Genomic DNA, 16,532 nt, shown 5'->3' on the forward strand with positions numbered 1-16,532 from the left:
CTACTCGGGGAGGAGGATTGGCTGGGGGTAGTCGAGGGCGTCGCGCTGGGACTTGGGCAGGGTCCAGGGGCGATGGACGCGGGAACCCTCGACGCCGGCGAGTTCGCGCACGTATCTGCGGACGTAGTCGCCGCGCGGGTCGAACCGGGACGCCTGCCGGAGCGGGTTCATGACCTGGTCCGGCCGGGTGCTGTTCCCGGTGCCGGCCACCCACTGCCAGTTCCCCGCGTTGTCGGCGATGTCGCCGTCGGCGAGCCAGTCGCCGAAGTGGCGCAGGCCGTCCCGCCAGTCGATCCCGAGGTCGCGGGTCAGGAACGAGGCGGTGATGAGCCGGGCGCGGTTGTGCATGAAGCCCTCGCGGTGCAGCTGGCGCATGCCCGCGTCCACGATCGGGACGCCGGTCATGCCGTCGCACCAGGCGGCGAGGGCGTCCTTGGCGTCGCTCCATCGGCGGTCGCGCGGCCGGTAGTCGTCCCTGGGCAGCGCCGGGAAAGCCGCGGCGACCTGGTGGTGGAAGTCGCGCCACGCCAGCTGGCGGCGGAACGCGTCCGGCCCGGCCTCCGCCAGTTCCCGCGGTGAGACGCAGCCGAACTTCAGGTACGGGCTGAGCCGGGACGTCCGGTCGGCGGCGAGGTCGTCGTGGACGTCGTCGTACGCCGCGGCGTCCTGCCGAAGCCACGCCGCCAGGCGTTCCCGCCCCTTCCGCTCGCCGCCGGGCGCGAGCTCGGGCGAGGGCGAGCCCGGTATCAGATCGGCGAGCCGCGGCAGCGGGCCCGCCCTGACTCCGGACGGCAGGCGGACCGCCTCGGGCACGTCCGCGAGCGGCCGCCACCGGGCCGCCTCCCAGGCCCGCCAGTACGGCGTGAACACGCGGTAGTGGTCGCCACTGGCGGGCGTGAGGTCACCCGGCGGGACGACGGTGATGCCGGGATGCACCGAGATGTCCGGCCCGAGCCGGCGGAGGCCGGCGAGGCGCCGGGTGGCGAACGCCGACCGCTCATCGGCGATGAACACCGACCCGGCGTGCGTCTTCTCGGCCAGCCGCGCCACCTCCGCGACCGGGTCGCCGCGCACCACCACCAGGTCGCCGCCCAGCTCACGCAAGGATCGCCGGAGGTCCGCGAGGCTGTCCAGGAGGAACCGGACGCGATTCGGCACGGCGAACGGGCCGTCCAGGATCGCCTCATCAAGCACGAACACCGGAACGACCTGGCCGGCCTCGCACGCGGCGGCCAGCGCCGGGTTGTCCCGCACCCGGAGATCGCGGGTGAAGAGCATGATCGAGGTGCTCATCACCGGCGAGCGGGACGGTTCCGGTAGGCGATGTCGCTGTTCAGCGCGGTGGCGAACAGGCACCACACCGCGTACGGGACGAGCGCGGCACCCGCGGCGCCATCGGCGCGGGCCGTGCGCCGGATCAACTCGGCGTTGCTCACGTCCAGCAGGACCGTTCCGACGACTCCCGCGGCCGTGCTGCGCCGGCGGAAGAACAGGACGTTCCACGCCGCGTTCAGCGCCAGGTTGACCCCCAGGCTGGCGGTCAGGGCCCGCTGCTCGCGCCCCCGGGACCTCAGCAGCGCCCGCCCGCTCGCCCAGGCGATCGACGCGTAGAGCGGCGTCCACACGACCCCGAACGTCCACCCCGGCGGTTGCCACGCCGGCTTGGCCAGCGCCCGATACCAGGCGGAATCGGCATCGACCGCCTTGCCGCCCACCGCGGCCGCCACCGCGACCGCCGCCGAGGTGGCGCCGTAAGTCTTCACCCGGTCCCCCATCGGCCCCCCTTGCTCGCTCCCCAGCTTCATGAACTGGCCCTTCCCCCTGAGGTGCCCCTCACCCCCCGCACCGGCCACGGAAGATTCTCAGAAGAATTTCCGGAGAAAGTGTCGGATCGGGGCAGCGGCGTTCGTGGCAGGGGTGAGACGCCGACCAGGGCGCCCGAGAGAACGGATGAGGACGGCGACCATGACCGATTCCACGGCAACCCGCGCAACCAAGCCCTTCCGATTCGGGGTCGTCGCCCCGCTCACCACGGACCTTCCGACGTGGCGAGACCGCGTGCGCCGCATCGCCGGCAGCGGCTACTCCACGCTGCTGATGCCCGACGTCCCGAAATGGCAGCCGGCGCCCGCACCCACGCTGGCCGCCGCGGCCGGCCTCGCCGACCTGCGGGTGGGCACCTGGGTGTACGCCTCCCCGCTGCGCCCGGCTTGGAGCACCGCGTGGGAGGCGCACTCGCTGTCGGTGCTCACCGACGGCCGCTTCGAGATGGGCATCGGCACCGGCAGGCCCGGCATCGAAGACGAACTCCGCGAACTGGGGCTGCCCGTCACACGACCGGGCGAGCGGCTGGCCCAGGTGCGCGAGACCGTGACGAGGCTGCGCGAACTCGACGGTCCCGACCTGCACACGCCGGTGGTCATGGCCGTGCGCGGCCCGAAGGCCCGGGCACTGGCGGCCGAGTTCGCGGACACGGTCACCTTCGCGCTGATGCCGGGGGACGACAGGGCCGAGATGACGCGGTTGGTACGCGACTTCCGCACCGACCGGGACGTGGAACTCTCGCAGCACGTCGCGGTGGTCGGCGACTCGGTGGCGCCCTTCATGGCGTCTCCCGACACCGACCCCGCCGCGCTTCGAGCGGCGGACTCGCTGGCGGTGCTTCCGGACGACCCCGCGGCGGCCGCCGAGGAGATCCAGCGGCGGCGGGAGGAGATCGGCTTCTCCTACTTCGTCTTCGGCGCCGACTTCGCCGAGAAACTCGCTCCGGTCGTGGCCGAACTGGCCGGACACTAGGCAGAGTCGTTCGCAGCCGCGGGCGGGGCTTGGCCACGCGCGCGTCCCAGACCACAGGAGATGATCTTCAGATGCAGTACCTGGTTTCCGTGATCGACGACAAGAGCGATCCCGGCAGCACCGACAGGCAGCCCGCCATCAGCGCGTTCAACGACCGGCTGATCGCCGAGGGCTACTGGGTCTTCGCGGGCGGGCTCGCCGACACCGACACGGCCACGGTCGTCGACAACCGGGGCGAGGAGGCGGTGTTCAGCGACGGGCCCTTCGTGGAGTCGAAGGAGTACCTCGCCGGCGTCTGGGTGTGGGAGGCCCCCGATCTGGACGTGGCGCTCCGGCTGGCCGCCGAGGCGTCTGAGGTCTGCGACCGGAAGATCGAGGTGCGGCCGTTCCGGTGAGCGACGCCGCGGAGTCGATAACCCGGGTCCACCGCGCCGAGTGGGCACGGGTGGTGGCCGCCCTGACCAGGCGGTTCGGTGACCTCGACATCGCCGAGGAGGCGGCGGCCGAGGCGTTCGCGGCGGCGGTCGAGCGGTGGCCCGCCGAGGGCGTCCCGCCCAACCCGGGCGGCTGGCTGACCACCACCGCGAGCCGCAAGGCCATCGACCGGATCCGGCGCGAGAACAAGCGCGACGACAAGCACAAGGAGGCTCGGATGGTCTACGACGACGACCCGCCCGAGCCCGTCGGCGCCATCGACGACGACCGGCTCCGGCTGATCTTCACCTGCTGCCACCCGGCGCTCGCGCCGGAGGCCCGCGTCGCGCTGACGCTGCGCCTGGTCGCCGGGCTGACCGTCCCCGAGATCGCCCGCGCGTTCCTGGTGCAGGAACCCGCCATGGGGCAGCGGATCACCCGCGCCAAGGCCAAGATCAAGGCCGCGCGCATCCCGTACCGGGTGCCGTCCGCCGAGGACCTCCCGGCACGCGTCTCCGGCGTCCTCGCCGTCCTGTACCTGGTGTTCAACGAGGGCTACCTGGCGACCGGCCCCGGCACCGATCCGGTGCGTCCCGGCCTGACGGCCGAGGCGATCCGGCTCGCCCGCCTGATCCGCGCCCTGCTGCCGGACGACGGGGAGGCGGCCGGGCTGCTGGCGCTGATGCTGCTCACCGAGGCCCGCCGCACCGCCCGGGTCTCGGCCGGCGGCGAACTGGTCACCCTGGCCGAGCAGGACCGCGGGTCCTGGGACGCGGCGCTGATCGCCGAGGGGCACCGGCTGGTACGCGAGCGCCTCGCGGCGGCCGCGGCGGGCACGCCTCCGGGCCGCTACCAGATCCTGGCGGCGATCAACGCCGTGCACACCTCGGTCCGCGACGCACGCGACACCGACTGGTCCCAGATCCTGGCCCTCTACGACCAGCTCGTCCGCCTCGACCGCTCGCCGATCGTCGCCCTCAACCGGGCCGTCGCGGTCGCCGAACTCGACGGCCCCGAGGTGGCACTGGCGGCCGTAGACCGGCTCCAGGACCGGCTGGCCGGCTACCACGCCTTCCACGCCATCCGCGCCGACCTGCTGCGCCGCCTGGGCGACGGCCACCGGTCGCGCGCCGCGTACGACAAGGCCATCGAGCTGGCGGGCAACACCGCCGAGGTCGCCTACCTGACCCGCCGCCGCGACCAGCTGGGATAGCCCCCGTCCCTTTCAAGGAAGGCAGGGTGGAGCCAGGCCGCGCCCGGCTCCACCCCGTTGTGCAGGTGTGTCACTGGAACTGTGCGAAGAACCTCCAGATCTCTCCCTTGGTCCAGGTGGCGACACCGCTCTCGCTGGAGGAGCCGTCAACCGGAGCGGGGATGTGGCCTCCATCGAAAGCGGCCCATTGGACCGGATACCCGGCGCGGCAGCCCGAGTAGGCGGTGGTGATGTGCGTCCGGCTGCCCTGGGCGGGCTCCCGCGGGCTCTGGGGACTGCAGCCGTTGTTGGCGACGAACTTGTCCCGCAGGGACCGTCCTTGCGCGATGTTGAGGACGGAGTCGCCGATGCCGTGGATTCCGAAGTAGGCGATGGGCTGGGCGCCGCCGCTGCACCCGCTGATCTGCGCGCCGGAGATGACCGCGACGGCCCTGAAGTCGTTCGCCCGGGCGCAGGCGAGGGCGTAGCTCATACCGCCGCCCCAGCTGAATCCCGTGGCGAAACGCTGTGTCGTGTCGACGCAGAGGCCGTCCTCGATCCGCCGGATCATGTCGTCGACGAAGGTGACGTCCTCACCGCCCGAATTGGCCCATCCGTTGCCGAGGCCCTGGGGGGCGACGAGGATCGCGCTGTTGTTCGACTGTTCCTGCTGGCCGTAGTACGACCAGGCGCTCCCGCTCGTTCCACCCGACGCGACGTCGACGGCGGTGCCGCCCCGCCAGTGGAACGCGAAGATCAGCCGGTAGCGGTGGTCGCTGTCGTAGCCGTCGGGAACCCTGAGGATGAAGCTGCGGCTCTTGCCGCCGCTCTGGATGGTGTGCGTACCGCTGGTGAGCGTCGGCGCGCTGCCGCACCCGCCATCGCCACCGCCGCCGGACGACAGCTCGACCATCTGCCACTGCTGGTTGGCGCCGCCCCAGTCGGTGTACTGGACGACGCTGCCGCCGTCGGCGGTGGAGGCGCCCTGGACCTCCACCGCCTTGCCGCTGCTGCGGCTGATCAGCCGGACGTGGCCCGCGTCGGAGTCGGCCAGGCGGAACTGCTGGTTGGTCCCGCCGTGGTCGGCCCACTGCTGGATCGCGGCACCGTCGGCCGTCGAGGCGCCGGCCACGTCGAGCACCTTGCCCGAGTGCCGTGCCTTCAGCCGGTAGAAGCCGCCGCCGGAGTCCACGAACCGCCACTGCTGGTTGGCTCCGTCGTTCCGCGTCCACTGGGTGACCCGCGCGCCGTCGCCGGTGGACGAGTCGTAGACGTCCAGCGCCTTGCCGCTGTTGCGGTTGACCAGGACGTACCAGGCATCGGTGTCCACCGCCGCCGCGTCGGCCGGCGCCGGGGTCACCGCGACGAGCGCCCCGGCCGCGAGGGCCGCCGCCACCGCGGCGGCGAACCGTGACCAGCGGCGTCGCCCTCGCGAGGCCGCAGCGTAGATCTTCATCGATTCACCCTTTCCGCTTGCCGCAGGTCAGGTGAGGGTCCAGCGCTGGTTGCCGCCGTTCCAGCAGGAGTAGAGCTGGATCGCGGCGCCGTTGCCGGAGCCGGCGGCGTCCAGGCAGAGGCCGGACTGGACGCCGACGATCGACCCGTCGGAGTTCAGGCGCCACTTCTGGTTGTCGCCGCCCCAGCAGCTGTAGATCTGGACCCTGGCGCCGTTGCCGGTGCCGGCCGCGTCCAGGCACTTGTTGCCGTAGACCCTCAGCTCGCCCGCGTCGGTGGGGGTCCACTGCTGGTTGGTGCCGCCGTGGCAGTCGTACAGCTGGACCTGGGTGCCGTCGCTGGTGCTGGCGTTGGGCACGTCAATGCAACGGCCCGAATCGACGCCCCTGATCGTTCCCTCGTCCTCGGGCGGGTTCGGCGTGGTGCCGCCGTTGAGGGCGTTGAGGACCGAGGTGTAGGCGGACTTCTTGTTGCCGTTGCCGTCGAACAGCAGCGGCGTCTGCTCCGAGCGCCAGGAGTCGGTGTCCCGGACGCCCCACACGGTGATGCCGAGGCAGCGGGAGACGGCGAGGCAGTCGTTGACCACGTTGGCGTAGGTCGTGGGCGAGGCGCCCTGGATGTCGAGCTCGGTGATGGCGACGTCGACGCCGAGGGCGGCGAAGTTCTGCAGGGTGGTGCGGAAGTTGCTGTTGTACGGGCTGCCGCTGTTGAAGTGGGACTGGAAGCCGACGCAGTCGATGGGCACGCCGCGCTGCTTGAAGTCGCGGACCATGTTGTACATGGCCTGGGTCTTGGCCCAGTTCCAGTTCTCGACGTTGTAGTCGTTGTAGCAGAGCTTGGCGGACGGGTCGGCGGCGCGTGCGGTGTGGAAGGCGACCTCGATCCAGTCGTTGCCGGTGCGCTGCAGGTTGGAGTCGCGGCGGGCGCCCGAGTTGCCGTCCTCGAAGGCCTCGTTCACGACGTCCCACTGGACGATCTTGCCCCGGTAGTGGGCCATGACGCCGTTGATGTGGTCGATCATGGCCTGGCGCAGCGCGCCGCCGCTGAGGTTCCGCATCCAGTCGGGCTGCTGGGAGTGCCAGGCCAGCGTGTGGCCGCGCACCTCCTTGCCGTTCTGGACGGCCCAGTTGTAGATGCGGTCGGCGGCGGAGAAGTTGAACTGGCCTCGCTGGGGCTCGGTGGCGTCGATCTTCATCTCGTTCTCGGCGGTCACCGAGTTGAACTCGCGGTTCGCGATCGTCGTGTACACCGAGTCGTTGAGCCTGCCGGAGGCGATCGCGGCGCCGAAGTAGCGGCCGCTCTGCGCCGCCGCGGCGCCCAGCGTGCTCTCCGCGGCCGCGGCCTGGGACGGTGCCACCAGAGCGGCGGCCGCGGTGAACACCCCGAGGGCGCCGGCGAGGAGGGCCCGCCTGCGGACCCGGGCTCTGGGCATGGCGTTAGTACGCACGTCTGTTTCCTCCATGAAGCAAAGAAGGGGTGGGAGCACGGACACAGCCGTGCGACAGACGCCGCGCTCCACTCGGGAACGCACACACCACCGGGGCGTCGAGGACTCAGTGTGAGAGGCCGAACGGATCCCGTCAATAGTTTCAAAACATTTCATCGCGGAGATCCGACCGCCGGCTTGTGCATGCGTTCTAGCAGGTGGCTTACGCTCGAAATTTTTCGAACCCCTCGGGTTCTTGACGATGTCGCACTGCCTGTTATTTACTCCGGGCCACCGCCACCCCCCCGATCACCCCGATGGAGAGAGGTCCCCGCTCGGCAGGAAATGTTAGCGCTAACACAAGCTCATGAAGGGAAGAGTTCATGCTGAGGACCGGTGCAGCAGTGCTGGCATCGCTCCTGCTGTCGGTGTTCCTGTCCGTGCTGAGCACACAGACGGCCCAGGCCGCGGCAGTGGATGTGAACAAGTGGTACGTCCTGGTCAACCGCAACAGCGGCAAGGCCCTGGACGTCTACAACCTGGCGACCAACGACGGCGCCCGCATCACCCAGTGGGCGAGGAACGACCAGAACCAGCAGCAGTGGCAGTTCGTCGACTCCGGCGGCGGTTACTACCGCCTCAAGTCCCGCCACTCCGGCAAGGTGCTGGACGTCTACAACTTCTCCACCGCCAACGGCGGCTCGATCGTCCAATGGTCCGACCTGAACGGCACCAACCAGCAATGGCGCCTGGCCGACAGCTCAGATGGCCACGTCAGGCTCATCTCGCGCCACAGCAACAAGGCCCTCGAAGTACAGGGCGCCTCCACCGCCGACGGCGCGAACATCGTCCAGTACGACGACTGGGGCGGGGCCAACCAGCAATGGCAGCTCGTCGAGGTCGGCGGTGGCGAACCCACTCCGAACTGCGACCTTCCGTCGACATACCGCTGGTCGTCAACAGGTCCATTGGCCCAGCCCAGGTCGGGATGGGTCTCGCTCAAGGACTTCACCGTCGCCCCCTACAACGGCCGGCATCTCGTCTATGCGACAACGCACGACACGGGGACGAGATGGGGCTCGATGAACTTCGGCCTGTTCTCCAACTGGTCGGAGATGGCCTCGGCCAGCCAGAACGCGATGTCGAATTCCACCGTCGCGCCCACGCTCTTCTACTTCGCACCGAGGAACATCTGGGTGCTCGCCTACCAGTGGGGCAGCACCGCCTTCTCCTACCGGACGTCGAGCGACCCCACCAACCCGAACGGCTGGTCATCGGAGCAGGTGCTCTTCTCCGGAAGCATCAGCAATTCCGGGACCGGCCCCATCGACCAGACGGTCATCGGCGACAGCAACAACATGTACCTCTTCTTCGCCGGTGACAACGGCAGGATCTACCGGGCCAGCATGCCGATCGGGAACTTCCCGGGCAGCTTCGGCTCGTCCTCCACAGTGATCATGAGCGATTCGACGAACAACCTCTTCGAAGGGGTTCAGGTCTACAAGCTCCAGGACCAGAACCGCTACCTCATGCTCGTCGAGGCGATCGGCTCCCAGGGCCGCTACTTCCGCTCGTTCACGTCCACCAGCCTGAACGGTTCGTGGACACCGCAGGCCACCAGCGAGAGCAACCCCTTCGCCGGCAAGGCCAACAGCGGCGCCACCTGGACCAACGACATCAGCCACGGCGAACTGATCCGCGCCGGCGCCGACCAGACCTTCACCGTCGACCCCTGCAACCTCCAACTCCTCTACCAGGGCCGCAGCCCCAACTCGGGCGGCGACTACGGCCTCCTGCCCTACCGCCCGGGCCTGCTGACCCTGCAGCGCTGACGAGGTGGCACCGGGTCCGGCTCAGGAGCGGACCCGGTGTGGCGGGCTCGGCGGCAGGCCGAGCCCGCCACGTCCACCGCGTACCGGTCGCGCCCCTGCGGCTCGCACCGCGCCCACGACGGTCGTCCCGGCCCAGGACATCCGGTCCTCGGGGCGGCCGGCCCACCCCCATCGACCCGGTCCTCGGACCGCTGCGGAGCGAACCGATGAGCTGGAAACGAATCCGCGCGCTGCTGACCATGGTGGCCGTGGCCGTAGCACTCAGCCCAGCCGCCCAGGCCCAAGCGCTGGAGAACGGCGTGGGCCGCACCCCGCCGATGGGGTGGAACACCTGGAACACGTTCGGCTGCAACATCAACGAGACCCTGATCCGGCAGACCGCCGACGCGCTCGTCGGCTCCGGCATGCGCGACCTCGGATACGAGTACGTCGTCGTCGACGACTGCTGGTTCGACCCCAACCGCGACTCGGCCGGCAACCTGCGGGCGAATCCGTCGAGATTCCCGAGCGGGATGAAGGCGCTCGGCGACTACCTGCACGCCAGGGGCCTGAAGTTCGGCCTCTACCAGGCGCCCCTGGACCGCACCTGCGCCCAGTACTTCGGCTCCTATCCGGGCGCCACCGGCAGCCTCGGCCACGAGACCCAGGACGCCCGCCAGTTCGCCGCCTGGGGCGTCGACTACCTCAAGTACGACTGGTGCTCTCCGACCGGCACCATCGACGACCAGGTGCGCACCTTCGCGAAGATGCGCGACGCCCTGGCGGCGACCGGACGGCCGATCCTCTACAGCATCAACCCCAACAGCATCCACGAGAAGACCGGCCCGCAGCGGAACTGGGGTGACGTCGCCAACATCTGGCGCACCACCGAGGACATCACCAACGTCTGGAACTCCGGCCAGACCAACGGCTACCCGATGGGCATCCAGAACATCGTCGACGTCAACGTGCCTCTGGCGGGCTACGCCGGGCCGGGGCAGTTCAACGACCCCGACATGATGGTGGTCGGCCGCGGCGGCATGACCGACACCGAGATGCGCAGCCACTTCGCCCTGTGGGCCGTCATGGCCGCGCCGCTGATCGCGGGGAACGACGTCCGGAACATGGACGCCGCCACCGCCACGATCATGAGGAACCAGAACCTGATCGCCATCAACCAGGACCCGCTCGGCCTCCAGGCGACCCAGATCAGCAACGACGGCACCCGCCGCGTCCTGGCCAAACGGCTGGAGAACGGCGACGTCGCGGTCGCGCTGTTCAACCAGGGAAGCGGCGCGACGACGATCAGCACCACCACCTCGGCGATCGGCCTGTCCGGCGACTCCTTCAGCCTTCGCGACGCCTGGACGAACGCCGTCACCTCGACCACCGGCACCATCTCGGCGAGCGTGCCGCCCCATGGCACCGCCGTGTTCCGGGTCAGCGGCGGAACGCCCAGCCCCGTGTCCCAGATCCGGGGCGCGGGGTCGGGACGATGCCTCGACGTCACCGGAGCGTCCCAGGCCAACGGGACGCGGGTGGAGATCTGGGACTGCCACGGCGGGAGCAACCAGCAGTGGACCTCCACGGCGGCCGGTGAACTGCGGGTCTACGGAAGCAAGTGCCTCGACGTCAACGACAACGGCACCGCTGACGGAACCAGCGTGATCATCTGGGACTGCAACGGCCAGAACAACCAGAAGTGGCGCATCAACACCGACGGAAGCATCACCGCCGTGGGCGCGAACAAGTGCCTGGACGTACCCAACAACTCCACGGCCAACGGCGTCTACGTCCAAATCTGGACATGCCACAACGCCCCCAACCAACGCTGGACCCGCCCCTGACCGTCCCCTCAAGAGCACCTACACCGACCCGATCTTCCACCAGTTTGAATCAGCCGTGGGGCCAGAGGAACAGGGCGACCGATGCCACCAGCAGACCGGCCATTGTGCCGCGGTAGATGAGCCACGTCCGCGGCGAGCCGAGAGATTTCTGGAGCGCGGCGCCGAACACCAGCCAAGGCAGGCAACTGGGCAGTGCGGCGAGCATGAACAGAACCGTGAGGATGAGGGACCGGCTCAAGATCCCGCCGTGTTGGTTCAGGTAAGTGGCGTTGGCGGCGACGCTGATCAGCCAGCCTTTGGGGTTGGCCCATTGGAAAGCGGCCATGCCGAAGAAGCCGGACCAGGCAGAGGAATTCGCGTCTGCTTCCGTAAAGGGTGCGGTCGCGATCCCCCACGCCATCCAGCAGAGCAGCACCGCGCCGCCCCACTTGAGGGTCTCCAGGAGCCAAGGGCGGTCGAGGAGCAGGCCGCCGATTCCCAAGGTGACGGCCAGCAGCATGGCGCTCATCCCGATCACCTGCCCGAGCAGGCTCGGCATCCCCCGCCGTACACCGCCCTTCGCGCCCGCGGCGGCCAGCAGCACGTTACTGGGACCGGGAGTTCCCGCGGCCACCGCGGCGAACGTCATGAACGCGATCGCCTGGGCCGGGGAGAGGGAGACTTCCATGGCTTCTCCTTAGACTCCGCATATGGCGTCCAGAGTGGCCAGACCGCATCGCACCGGTATTGAACGATCGTGTGTCGCGGGCGAATGGGTGGAAACCAGGGGACCCGTGGACGGCGTGGAACTGTTCCGAGCCGGGCTGCGCGGCCACCCGTACAGCCGGCACCGGCACGACGTCTACGCCGTCGGGGTCACCGAAGCGGGGGCCCAGGCGTTCCACTACCGGGGAACGGTGGAGCGCAGCGCCCCGGGACAGGTCTTCGTGCTGCATCCCGACGAGTTGCACGACGGCTGGGCCGACGGGCCGGACCTCCTCGGCTACGCGCAGGTCTATGTCGCCCCCGCCCGCATCGCCGACGCCCTGTCGGCCATCACCGGACGACCGACGCCGCTGCCCTTCGCCGCCCCGGTGACCGACGACCCGGTCCTCGCGCGCACGATACGGGCGGCGTTCGAAGCGACGACCGAGCCGCTGGCGCTCGACGCCTTGGTCCTGGAGCTTGCCGAGGGCCTGCTCCGGTGCAGGGCAACAGCGCCCCGCGCTCCTGACCGGCCCAGCCGCCTCGACCTGGCCGCCCTCGATCGCGGCCGAGAGTTCCTGGAGAACCGGCCGGTGGTCGTGCGCTCCAGCGAACTGGAGGCGGTCACGGGCCTCGACCGCTACCAGTTCGCACGCCAGTTCCGTGCCCTGTACGGCACCAGTCCCTACCGATACTCGATCATGCGCCGCCTCGACCTCGCCCGCGAAAAGCTGCGCATGGCCAGGCCCCTGGCGGAGACCGCTCTCGCGGCCGGCTTCGCAGACCAAGCCCACTTCACCCGAATGTTCAAGGCGGCATTCGGCATGACACCTGGCTGCTACGCGAGGCTATGCAGAAGGCCAGGTCCGTATCCGGAGCCATGACGAGCGCCGCTGTTCGACACGGCGGCCAGATGCTGGCCGCAGGGCTCATCGACGAGGTCGCCATGGACGTCGCGCCAGTGGTGCTCGGGTCCGGCAAGCGCTACTTCGGGCCGGTCGACGCGCAGCACCTGTTGGAAGATCCCGACGTGGTGATCCAGGGCAACCGGGTCCTCCACCTGCGCTATCGAGTGCGCCGGTAGCAAGGGATCACCACCGCGTGATGAGCGGTGCGTCGGGCTTGTGTCGCCAGGACGCGGTGATGCGGACGAGGCGGGCCGGGGCGGCGATGCCGTGCAAGGTCGCGATCTTGCCGCCGGTGATGTCGAACGCCACGACGCCGACGACCTGGTCATCGAGCACGACGATGATGGCGGGGGTGTCGTTGACGAGCGCGTAGTGGATGGCGGGCGCACCGCCGAGTCGCCGCTTCGCAAGGGCGGGTTGGAAGCCGGCCCGCGCGATGGTGGCGATGCCCTGCGGAGTGTCGTAGCGCAGCAGCGTCCTGGTCAGCCCGGCGCCGTCGGAGATCGCGGTCGCGTCGTCGGTGAGCAGCGCCATCAGCCGTTCGGTGCGGCCCGAGGAGGCGGCGGCGAGGAACTCCTCGACGATCCTGCGGGCGGATGCGGGGTCGACATCACCGCCGCGGCGGCGCGCGGCGGTGATGCGGCGACGGGCCCGGTGCAGGTGCTGCTGGCTAGCGGACTCGGTGATGTCGAGGATCTCGCCGATCTCGGCATGGCCGTAGGAGAACGCCTCACGCAGCAGGTAGACGGCCCGCTCGACCGGCGACAGGCGCTCCATGAGGGTCAGCACGGCCAGCGAGACCGCTTCGCGCTGCTCGGCGGTGTCGGCCGGGCCGAGCATCGGATCGCCGTCCAGGAGCGGCTCGGGCAGCCAGGCCCCGACGGTGCGTTCGCGGCGGGCCCGCGCCGAGCGGAGCCGGTCGAGGCACAGGTTGGTGACGACCTTGGTCAGCCATGCCTCCGGCACCTCGATCCGCCGCCGGTCGGCCTCCTGCCAGTGCAGGAACGCGTCCTGGACGGCGTCTTCGGCGTCGGCGGCGGAGCCCAGCAGCCGGTACGCCAGTGCGGCCAGCCGGTTCCGGCTGGCCTCGAACCGGCCGACGTCGAAGCGATCGGTGGCGGCGGCGTCCACGCAGACCAACCTAGGCGGCTACGCGGCCGGCGTCTCGGCGGACGCGGCCGCCCGCCCGGCGACCGCATCCGGCGCGGCGGCCAGGCGGCGCGGGCGCTTGGGCAGGCCGAACGTCGGATGCGCGGTGCCCCACAGCGCCCCCCTTTGGAGGAACTCCTTGACCCGCATGACCTTCCGGCCGCCCATGTACCTCGGCCTGGCCTGCGCCGCACCGTCGATCAGCTGCAGGATCCCGTCCCGCCGTCCGAGGCTGATGGCGTTGTACCGGTAGGCCAGCTTGACGTGCGCGATCTCGCGGCCGGTCAGGCGTCCCACGATCGCGCTGATGGCCTGGCGGCTGGTGTAGCCGGCCGAACCGCAGTTCATCGGCAGCGGCCGGCCACTGTCGCCGAGGACGTGGACGCTGTCGCCGACGGCGTAGACGTTCGGGTGCGAGACCGACCGCATGGTGCGATCGACGATGACCTGACCCTGTTCGGTGACCTCGAGGCCGCCGGCGGCGGCGATGGGACTGACCGCGAACCCCGCCGTCCACACGGTCGCGTCGGACGCCAGGACGGTGCCGTCGCCGCACCGCACCCGCCCGGCCTCGACGGCTTCGACGCCGGTGTGCTCCAGGACGGTGACGCCCAGCCGGTCGCAGGCCCGGCGCAGGTGGCCGCGGGCTCCGGGGGAGAGCCGGGCGCCCACCTCGCCGCGGGCGAGAAGCGCCACCGACAGGCCGGGCCGGAATTCGGCGACCTCGGTTGCGGTCTCGATGCCCGTCAACCCGTCGCCGACGACCAGCACGCTCCCGCCTCCACCCTGCCTGTCCAGGCTTTCCAGGCGCTCGCGCAGGCGCAGCGCCGAGGGCATTCCGGCGACGTCGAAGGCGTGCTCGGCCACGCCGGGGACGCTCAGATCGGCGACGCGGCTGCCGAGCGCGTACAACAGCGTGTCGTAGCCGACCTCGCCGCCTCCCTCGGCGTCGGCCACGGCGACGACCTGGCGTTCAGGGTCGACGGCGGTGACGCGCGCCACCCGCAGCCGTATCCCCGTGCCCGCGAAGACGTCGGTGAGCGGCGGCGCGTCGACCTCCAGGCCGGCCGCCAGCTGGTTCAGCCGCTGCCGCTGGACGAAGTGCGGCACGGCGTTGACCACGGTGATCTCGGTGTCCGCCGGCGAGAGCCGACGGGCCAGGTTCCCGGCCACGTAGGCCCCGGCATAGCCGGCGCCGAGGACGACGATGCGGTGCTTCATGCGCTGCTCCTGTCGGTTCGCTTGCTCCTCGTGACTTGAGCGGAGCAGCGCCCCGATAGCTGACAGGAACCGCATATGGCATGGGTCACACCCCATAGGCGCGGGAGCCGAGTGTCAGCGGTGGCGGTGAGAACGCCTGCCGACCACCATTCGCCTCGGCACGGGTCGTTCGAGGGATCACAGTTTCGGCGCGGAACGGGGTTCGCCGGTCATGGGCGCCGGACGCGGTAGCGCAGGTGCATGACCTGCCGTGCGGGATCCTCGGTCGCTGGAGTTGTCAGCCGCCGGACGAGGTCGAGCTCGATGTGCTCCGCCGGCAGGCCGTCGAACAGCCGCCGTCCCTGCCCGAGCAGGACCGGCACGACATGGAGTTCCATCTCGTCGAGTTGCCCGGCCCGCAGCAGGGCCTGCGCCGCCCCGGCACCGTGCACCATGACCTCGCCGTCCCCGGCCGACGCGCGGGCCTGCGCGGCGCACTCGCGCACATCGGTGACGTAGCGGACGCTCCCCGGTGGCGGGTCGTCCGGAACGTCGTGGGTCAAGACGAAGATCGGAACACCGTCGTGGTGGTCGCCCTGCCAGCGGTCGGCCAGCTCATAGGTGCGACGACCGGAGACGACGGCCCGAGTCGACATCGCCTCGGAGAACACCTGGCCGCTCGGCCCCGGATCATTGCGCCGGTCGAGCCAATTGAAGAGACGGAATCCGCCAATGCCCAATGGGGCGTCCGCGCCGTCCTCTGGCCCGGTGACGTAACCGTCCAGGGACATGGTCATGTAGAGCCGGATGATCGCCACCGGTCAGCCCTCCGACCGCACGCGGTAGCGGAGATGCTGCACGCCCGGAGCGTCCAGCGCACGGATCAGTTCGAGTTCGACGTGGTCGGGCGGCATGTTCTCGAACAGCCGGCGGCCCTGCCCGAGCAGGACGGGCATCAGCTGCAGCTCCATTTCGTCCAGCAGGCCGGCGCGAAGGCACGCCTGCGCGGTCGCGGCGCCGTGCAGCAGGATGTCGCGGCCACCGGCGGCGGCCTTGGCCTGGGCGACGCACGACTCGATGCCGTCGGTGACGTAGCGCGCGTGTCCCGGTGCGGGCTCGTCGGGTGCGGCATGGGTCAGCACGAAGATCGGAACGCCGTCATGGTGGTCGCCGCCCCAGCCGCCCGCGAACTCGAAGGTGCGCCGACCGGTGATCACCGCTCCCGTCGCCATGGCCTCGTCGAACACCGTGGCGTTCGCCCCGTCGGCGGGACGGTGCGAGCGCGGGTCCACGTCGCCGGGACGCAGCCAGTCGTGCAGCCGCTCCCCGTTGACACCGAGCCCGTGCTCCGGCCCGTCGTCCGGCCCGGTGATGAACCCGTCCACCGACATCGACATGTACAGCACGACCTTGCTCATCGCGACTCCGATCCGACCGCGGCGACCTTGAACGAGATATCGGAGTCAACGGGATCGCCGACCCGGGTGCCGGCGGCGAGGACAGTGGTCATCATGGAATGCGATTCCTTACGTGACGGAGTTCTCCGGCCTGCGCCGGGCATTGACCTGCTCACTCAGCATGCAAGATCGCGCGACAGGGTTGTATCCCAGATTTCTGGGAGGACGCGCAGTGCGATTCGGGTACTTTTCG

Annotated in this window: 16 protein-coding genes; 7 read left to right on the top strand and 9 right to left on the bottom strand. The window is 70.2% G+C overall.

The features are described from left to right. Both IEZ03_RS13665 and IEZ03_RS13670 read right to left on the bottom strand, forming a co-directional pair. Positions 1-1,293 carry a cryptochrome/photolyase family protein gene (locus IEZ03_RS13665; RefSeq protein ID WP_184878491.1) on the bottom strand — a complete coding sequence of 431 codons (1,293 nt, stop codon included), beginning with the start codon at positions 1,291-1,293 and terminating at the stop codon, positions 1-3. Continuing rightward, on the bottom strand, positions 1,293-1,775 hold the full coding sequence (locus IEZ03_RS13670) for a TspO/MBR family protein (protein WP_221480479.1): 483 nt from the start codon (positions 1,773-1,775) through the stop codon (positions 1,293-1,295). The genes IEZ03_RS13665 and IEZ03_RS13670 overlap by 1 nt, the downstream gene beginning before the upstream one ends. 190 nt (positions 1,776-1,965) lie before the next feature. Between IEZ03_RS13670 and IEZ03_RS13675 the strand changes: the two genes are divergently transcribed. From IEZ03_RS13675 to IEZ03_RS13685, 3 genes are all read left to right on the top strand, one after another. Further along, a complete protein-coding gene (locus IEZ03_RS13675; protein WP_184878497.1) occupies positions 1,966-2,796 on the top strand; it encodes an LLM class flavin-dependent oxidoreductase in 831 nt (276 codons plus the stop codon). Between the two features lie 71 nt (positions 2,797-2,867). Continuing rightward, positions 2,868-3,191: a YciI family protein gene (locus IEZ03_RS13680; protein ID WP_132046542.1), complete on the top strand. Its 324-nt coding sequence runs from the start codon at positions 2,868-2,870 to the stop codon at positions 3,189-3,191. Then, entirely contained in the window at positions 3,188-4,423 is a 1,236-nt protein-coding gene (locus tag IEZ03_RS13685; RefSeq protein WP_184878500.1) for an RNA polymerase sigma factor, read from the top strand. Before IEZ03_RS13680 ends, IEZ03_RS13685 begins: the two co-directional genes overlap by 4 nt. 70 nt (positions 4,424-4,493) lie before the next feature. Here the strand turns inward: IEZ03_RS13685 and IEZ03_RS13690 are convergent, their stop codons facing one another. Together IEZ03_RS13690 and IEZ03_RS13695 are read right to left on the bottom strand one after the other, a co-directional pair. Continuing rightward, the gene (locus tag IEZ03_RS13690; RefSeq protein ID WP_184878503.1) at positions 4,494-5,858 is read right to left on the bottom strand and encodes an RICIN domain-containing protein; all 1,365 of its coding nucleotides are present in this window, start codon (positions 5,856-5,858) and stop codon (positions 4,494-4,496) included. Between the two features lie 27 nt (positions 5,859-5,885). Then, the gene (locus IEZ03_RS13695) at positions 5,886-7,289 is read right to left on the bottom strand and encodes an endo-1,4-beta-xylanase (RefSeq protein ID WP_229808272.1); all 1,404 of its coding nucleotides are present in this window, start codon (positions 7,287-7,289) and stop codon (positions 5,886-5,888) included. Between the two features lie 377 nt (positions 7,290-7,666). On the opposite strand from IEZ03_RS13695, the gene IEZ03_RS13700 reads away from it, so the two are divergent. Continuing rightward, positions 7,667-9,115, top strand: a complete 1,449-nt coding sequence (locus IEZ03_RS13700) for a non-reducing end alpha-L-arabinofuranosidase family hydrolase (protein ID WP_184878509.1) — start codon at positions 7,667-7,669, stop codon at positions 9,113-9,115. A 206-nt stretch (positions 9,116-9,321) separates the two neighbouring features. Continuing rightward, positions 9,322-10,941, top strand: coding sequence for a glycoside hydrolase family 27 protein (locus IEZ03_RS13705; RefSeq protein WP_184878512.1), 1,620 nt, complete (start codon positions 9,322-9,324; stop codon positions 10,939-10,941). A gap of 49 nt (positions 10,942-10,990) precedes the next feature. Here the strand turns inward: IEZ03_RS13705 and IEZ03_RS13710 are convergent, their stop codons facing one another. Continuing rightward, positions 10,991-11,608: a LysE family translocator gene (locus IEZ03_RS13710; RefSeq protein WP_184878515.1), complete on the bottom strand. Its 618-nt coding sequence runs from the start codon at positions 11,606-11,608 to the stop codon at positions 10,991-10,993. Positions 11,609-11,723: 115 nt separating this feature from the next. Between IEZ03_RS13710 and IEZ03_RS13715 the strand changes: the two genes are divergently transcribed. Then, positions 11,724-12,509, top strand: a complete 786-nt coding sequence (locus tag IEZ03_RS13715; RefSeq protein ID WP_189241194.1) for an AraC family transcriptional regulator — start codon at positions 11,724-11,726, stop codon at positions 12,507-12,509. Then, entirely contained in the window at positions 12,506-12,709 is a 204-nt protein-coding gene (locus IEZ03_RS13720) for a dihydrofolate reductase family protein (RefSeq protein WP_221480481.1), read from the top strand. Before IEZ03_RS13715 ends, IEZ03_RS13720 begins: the two co-directional genes overlap by 4 nt. Before the next feature lie 7 nt (positions 12,710-12,716). Here the strand turns inward: IEZ03_RS13720 and IEZ03_RS13725 are convergent, their stop codons facing one another. The 4 genes from IEZ03_RS13725 to IEZ03_RS13740 form a co-directional block, all read right to left on the bottom strand. Continuing rightward, the gene (locus tag IEZ03_RS13725; RefSeq protein WP_184878520.1) at positions 12,717-13,664 is read right to left on the bottom strand and encodes a sigma-70 family RNA polymerase sigma factor; all 948 of its coding nucleotides are present in this window, start codon (positions 13,662-13,664) and stop codon (positions 12,717-12,719) included. 18 nt (positions 13,665-13,682) lie between these two features. Further along, entirely contained in the window at positions 13,683-14,903 is a 1,221-nt protein-coding gene (locus tag IEZ03_RS13730; protein WP_184878522.1) for an NAD(P)/FAD-dependent oxidoreductase, read from the bottom strand. A gap of 209 nt (positions 14,904-15,112) precedes the next feature. Further along, on the bottom strand, positions 15,113-15,700 hold the full coding sequence (locus IEZ03_RS13735; protein ID WP_221480483.1) for a dihydrofolate reductase family protein: 588 nt from the start codon (positions 15,698-15,700) through the stop codon (positions 15,113-15,115). A 3-nt stretch (positions 15,701-15,703) separates the two neighbouring features. Continuing rightward, positions 15,704-16,300, bottom strand: coding sequence for a dihydrofolate reductase family protein (locus IEZ03_RS13740; RefSeq protein WP_184878523.1), 597 nt, complete (start codon positions 16,298-16,300; stop codon positions 15,704-15,706). Positions 16,301-16,532 lie beyond the last annotated feature (232 nt).

The sequence above is a fragment of the Actinomadura livida genome (assembly GCF_014648675.1).
Classification (GTDB): Bacteria; Actinomycetota; Actinomycetes; order Streptosporangiales; family Streptosporangiaceae; genus Spirillospora; species Spirillospora livida.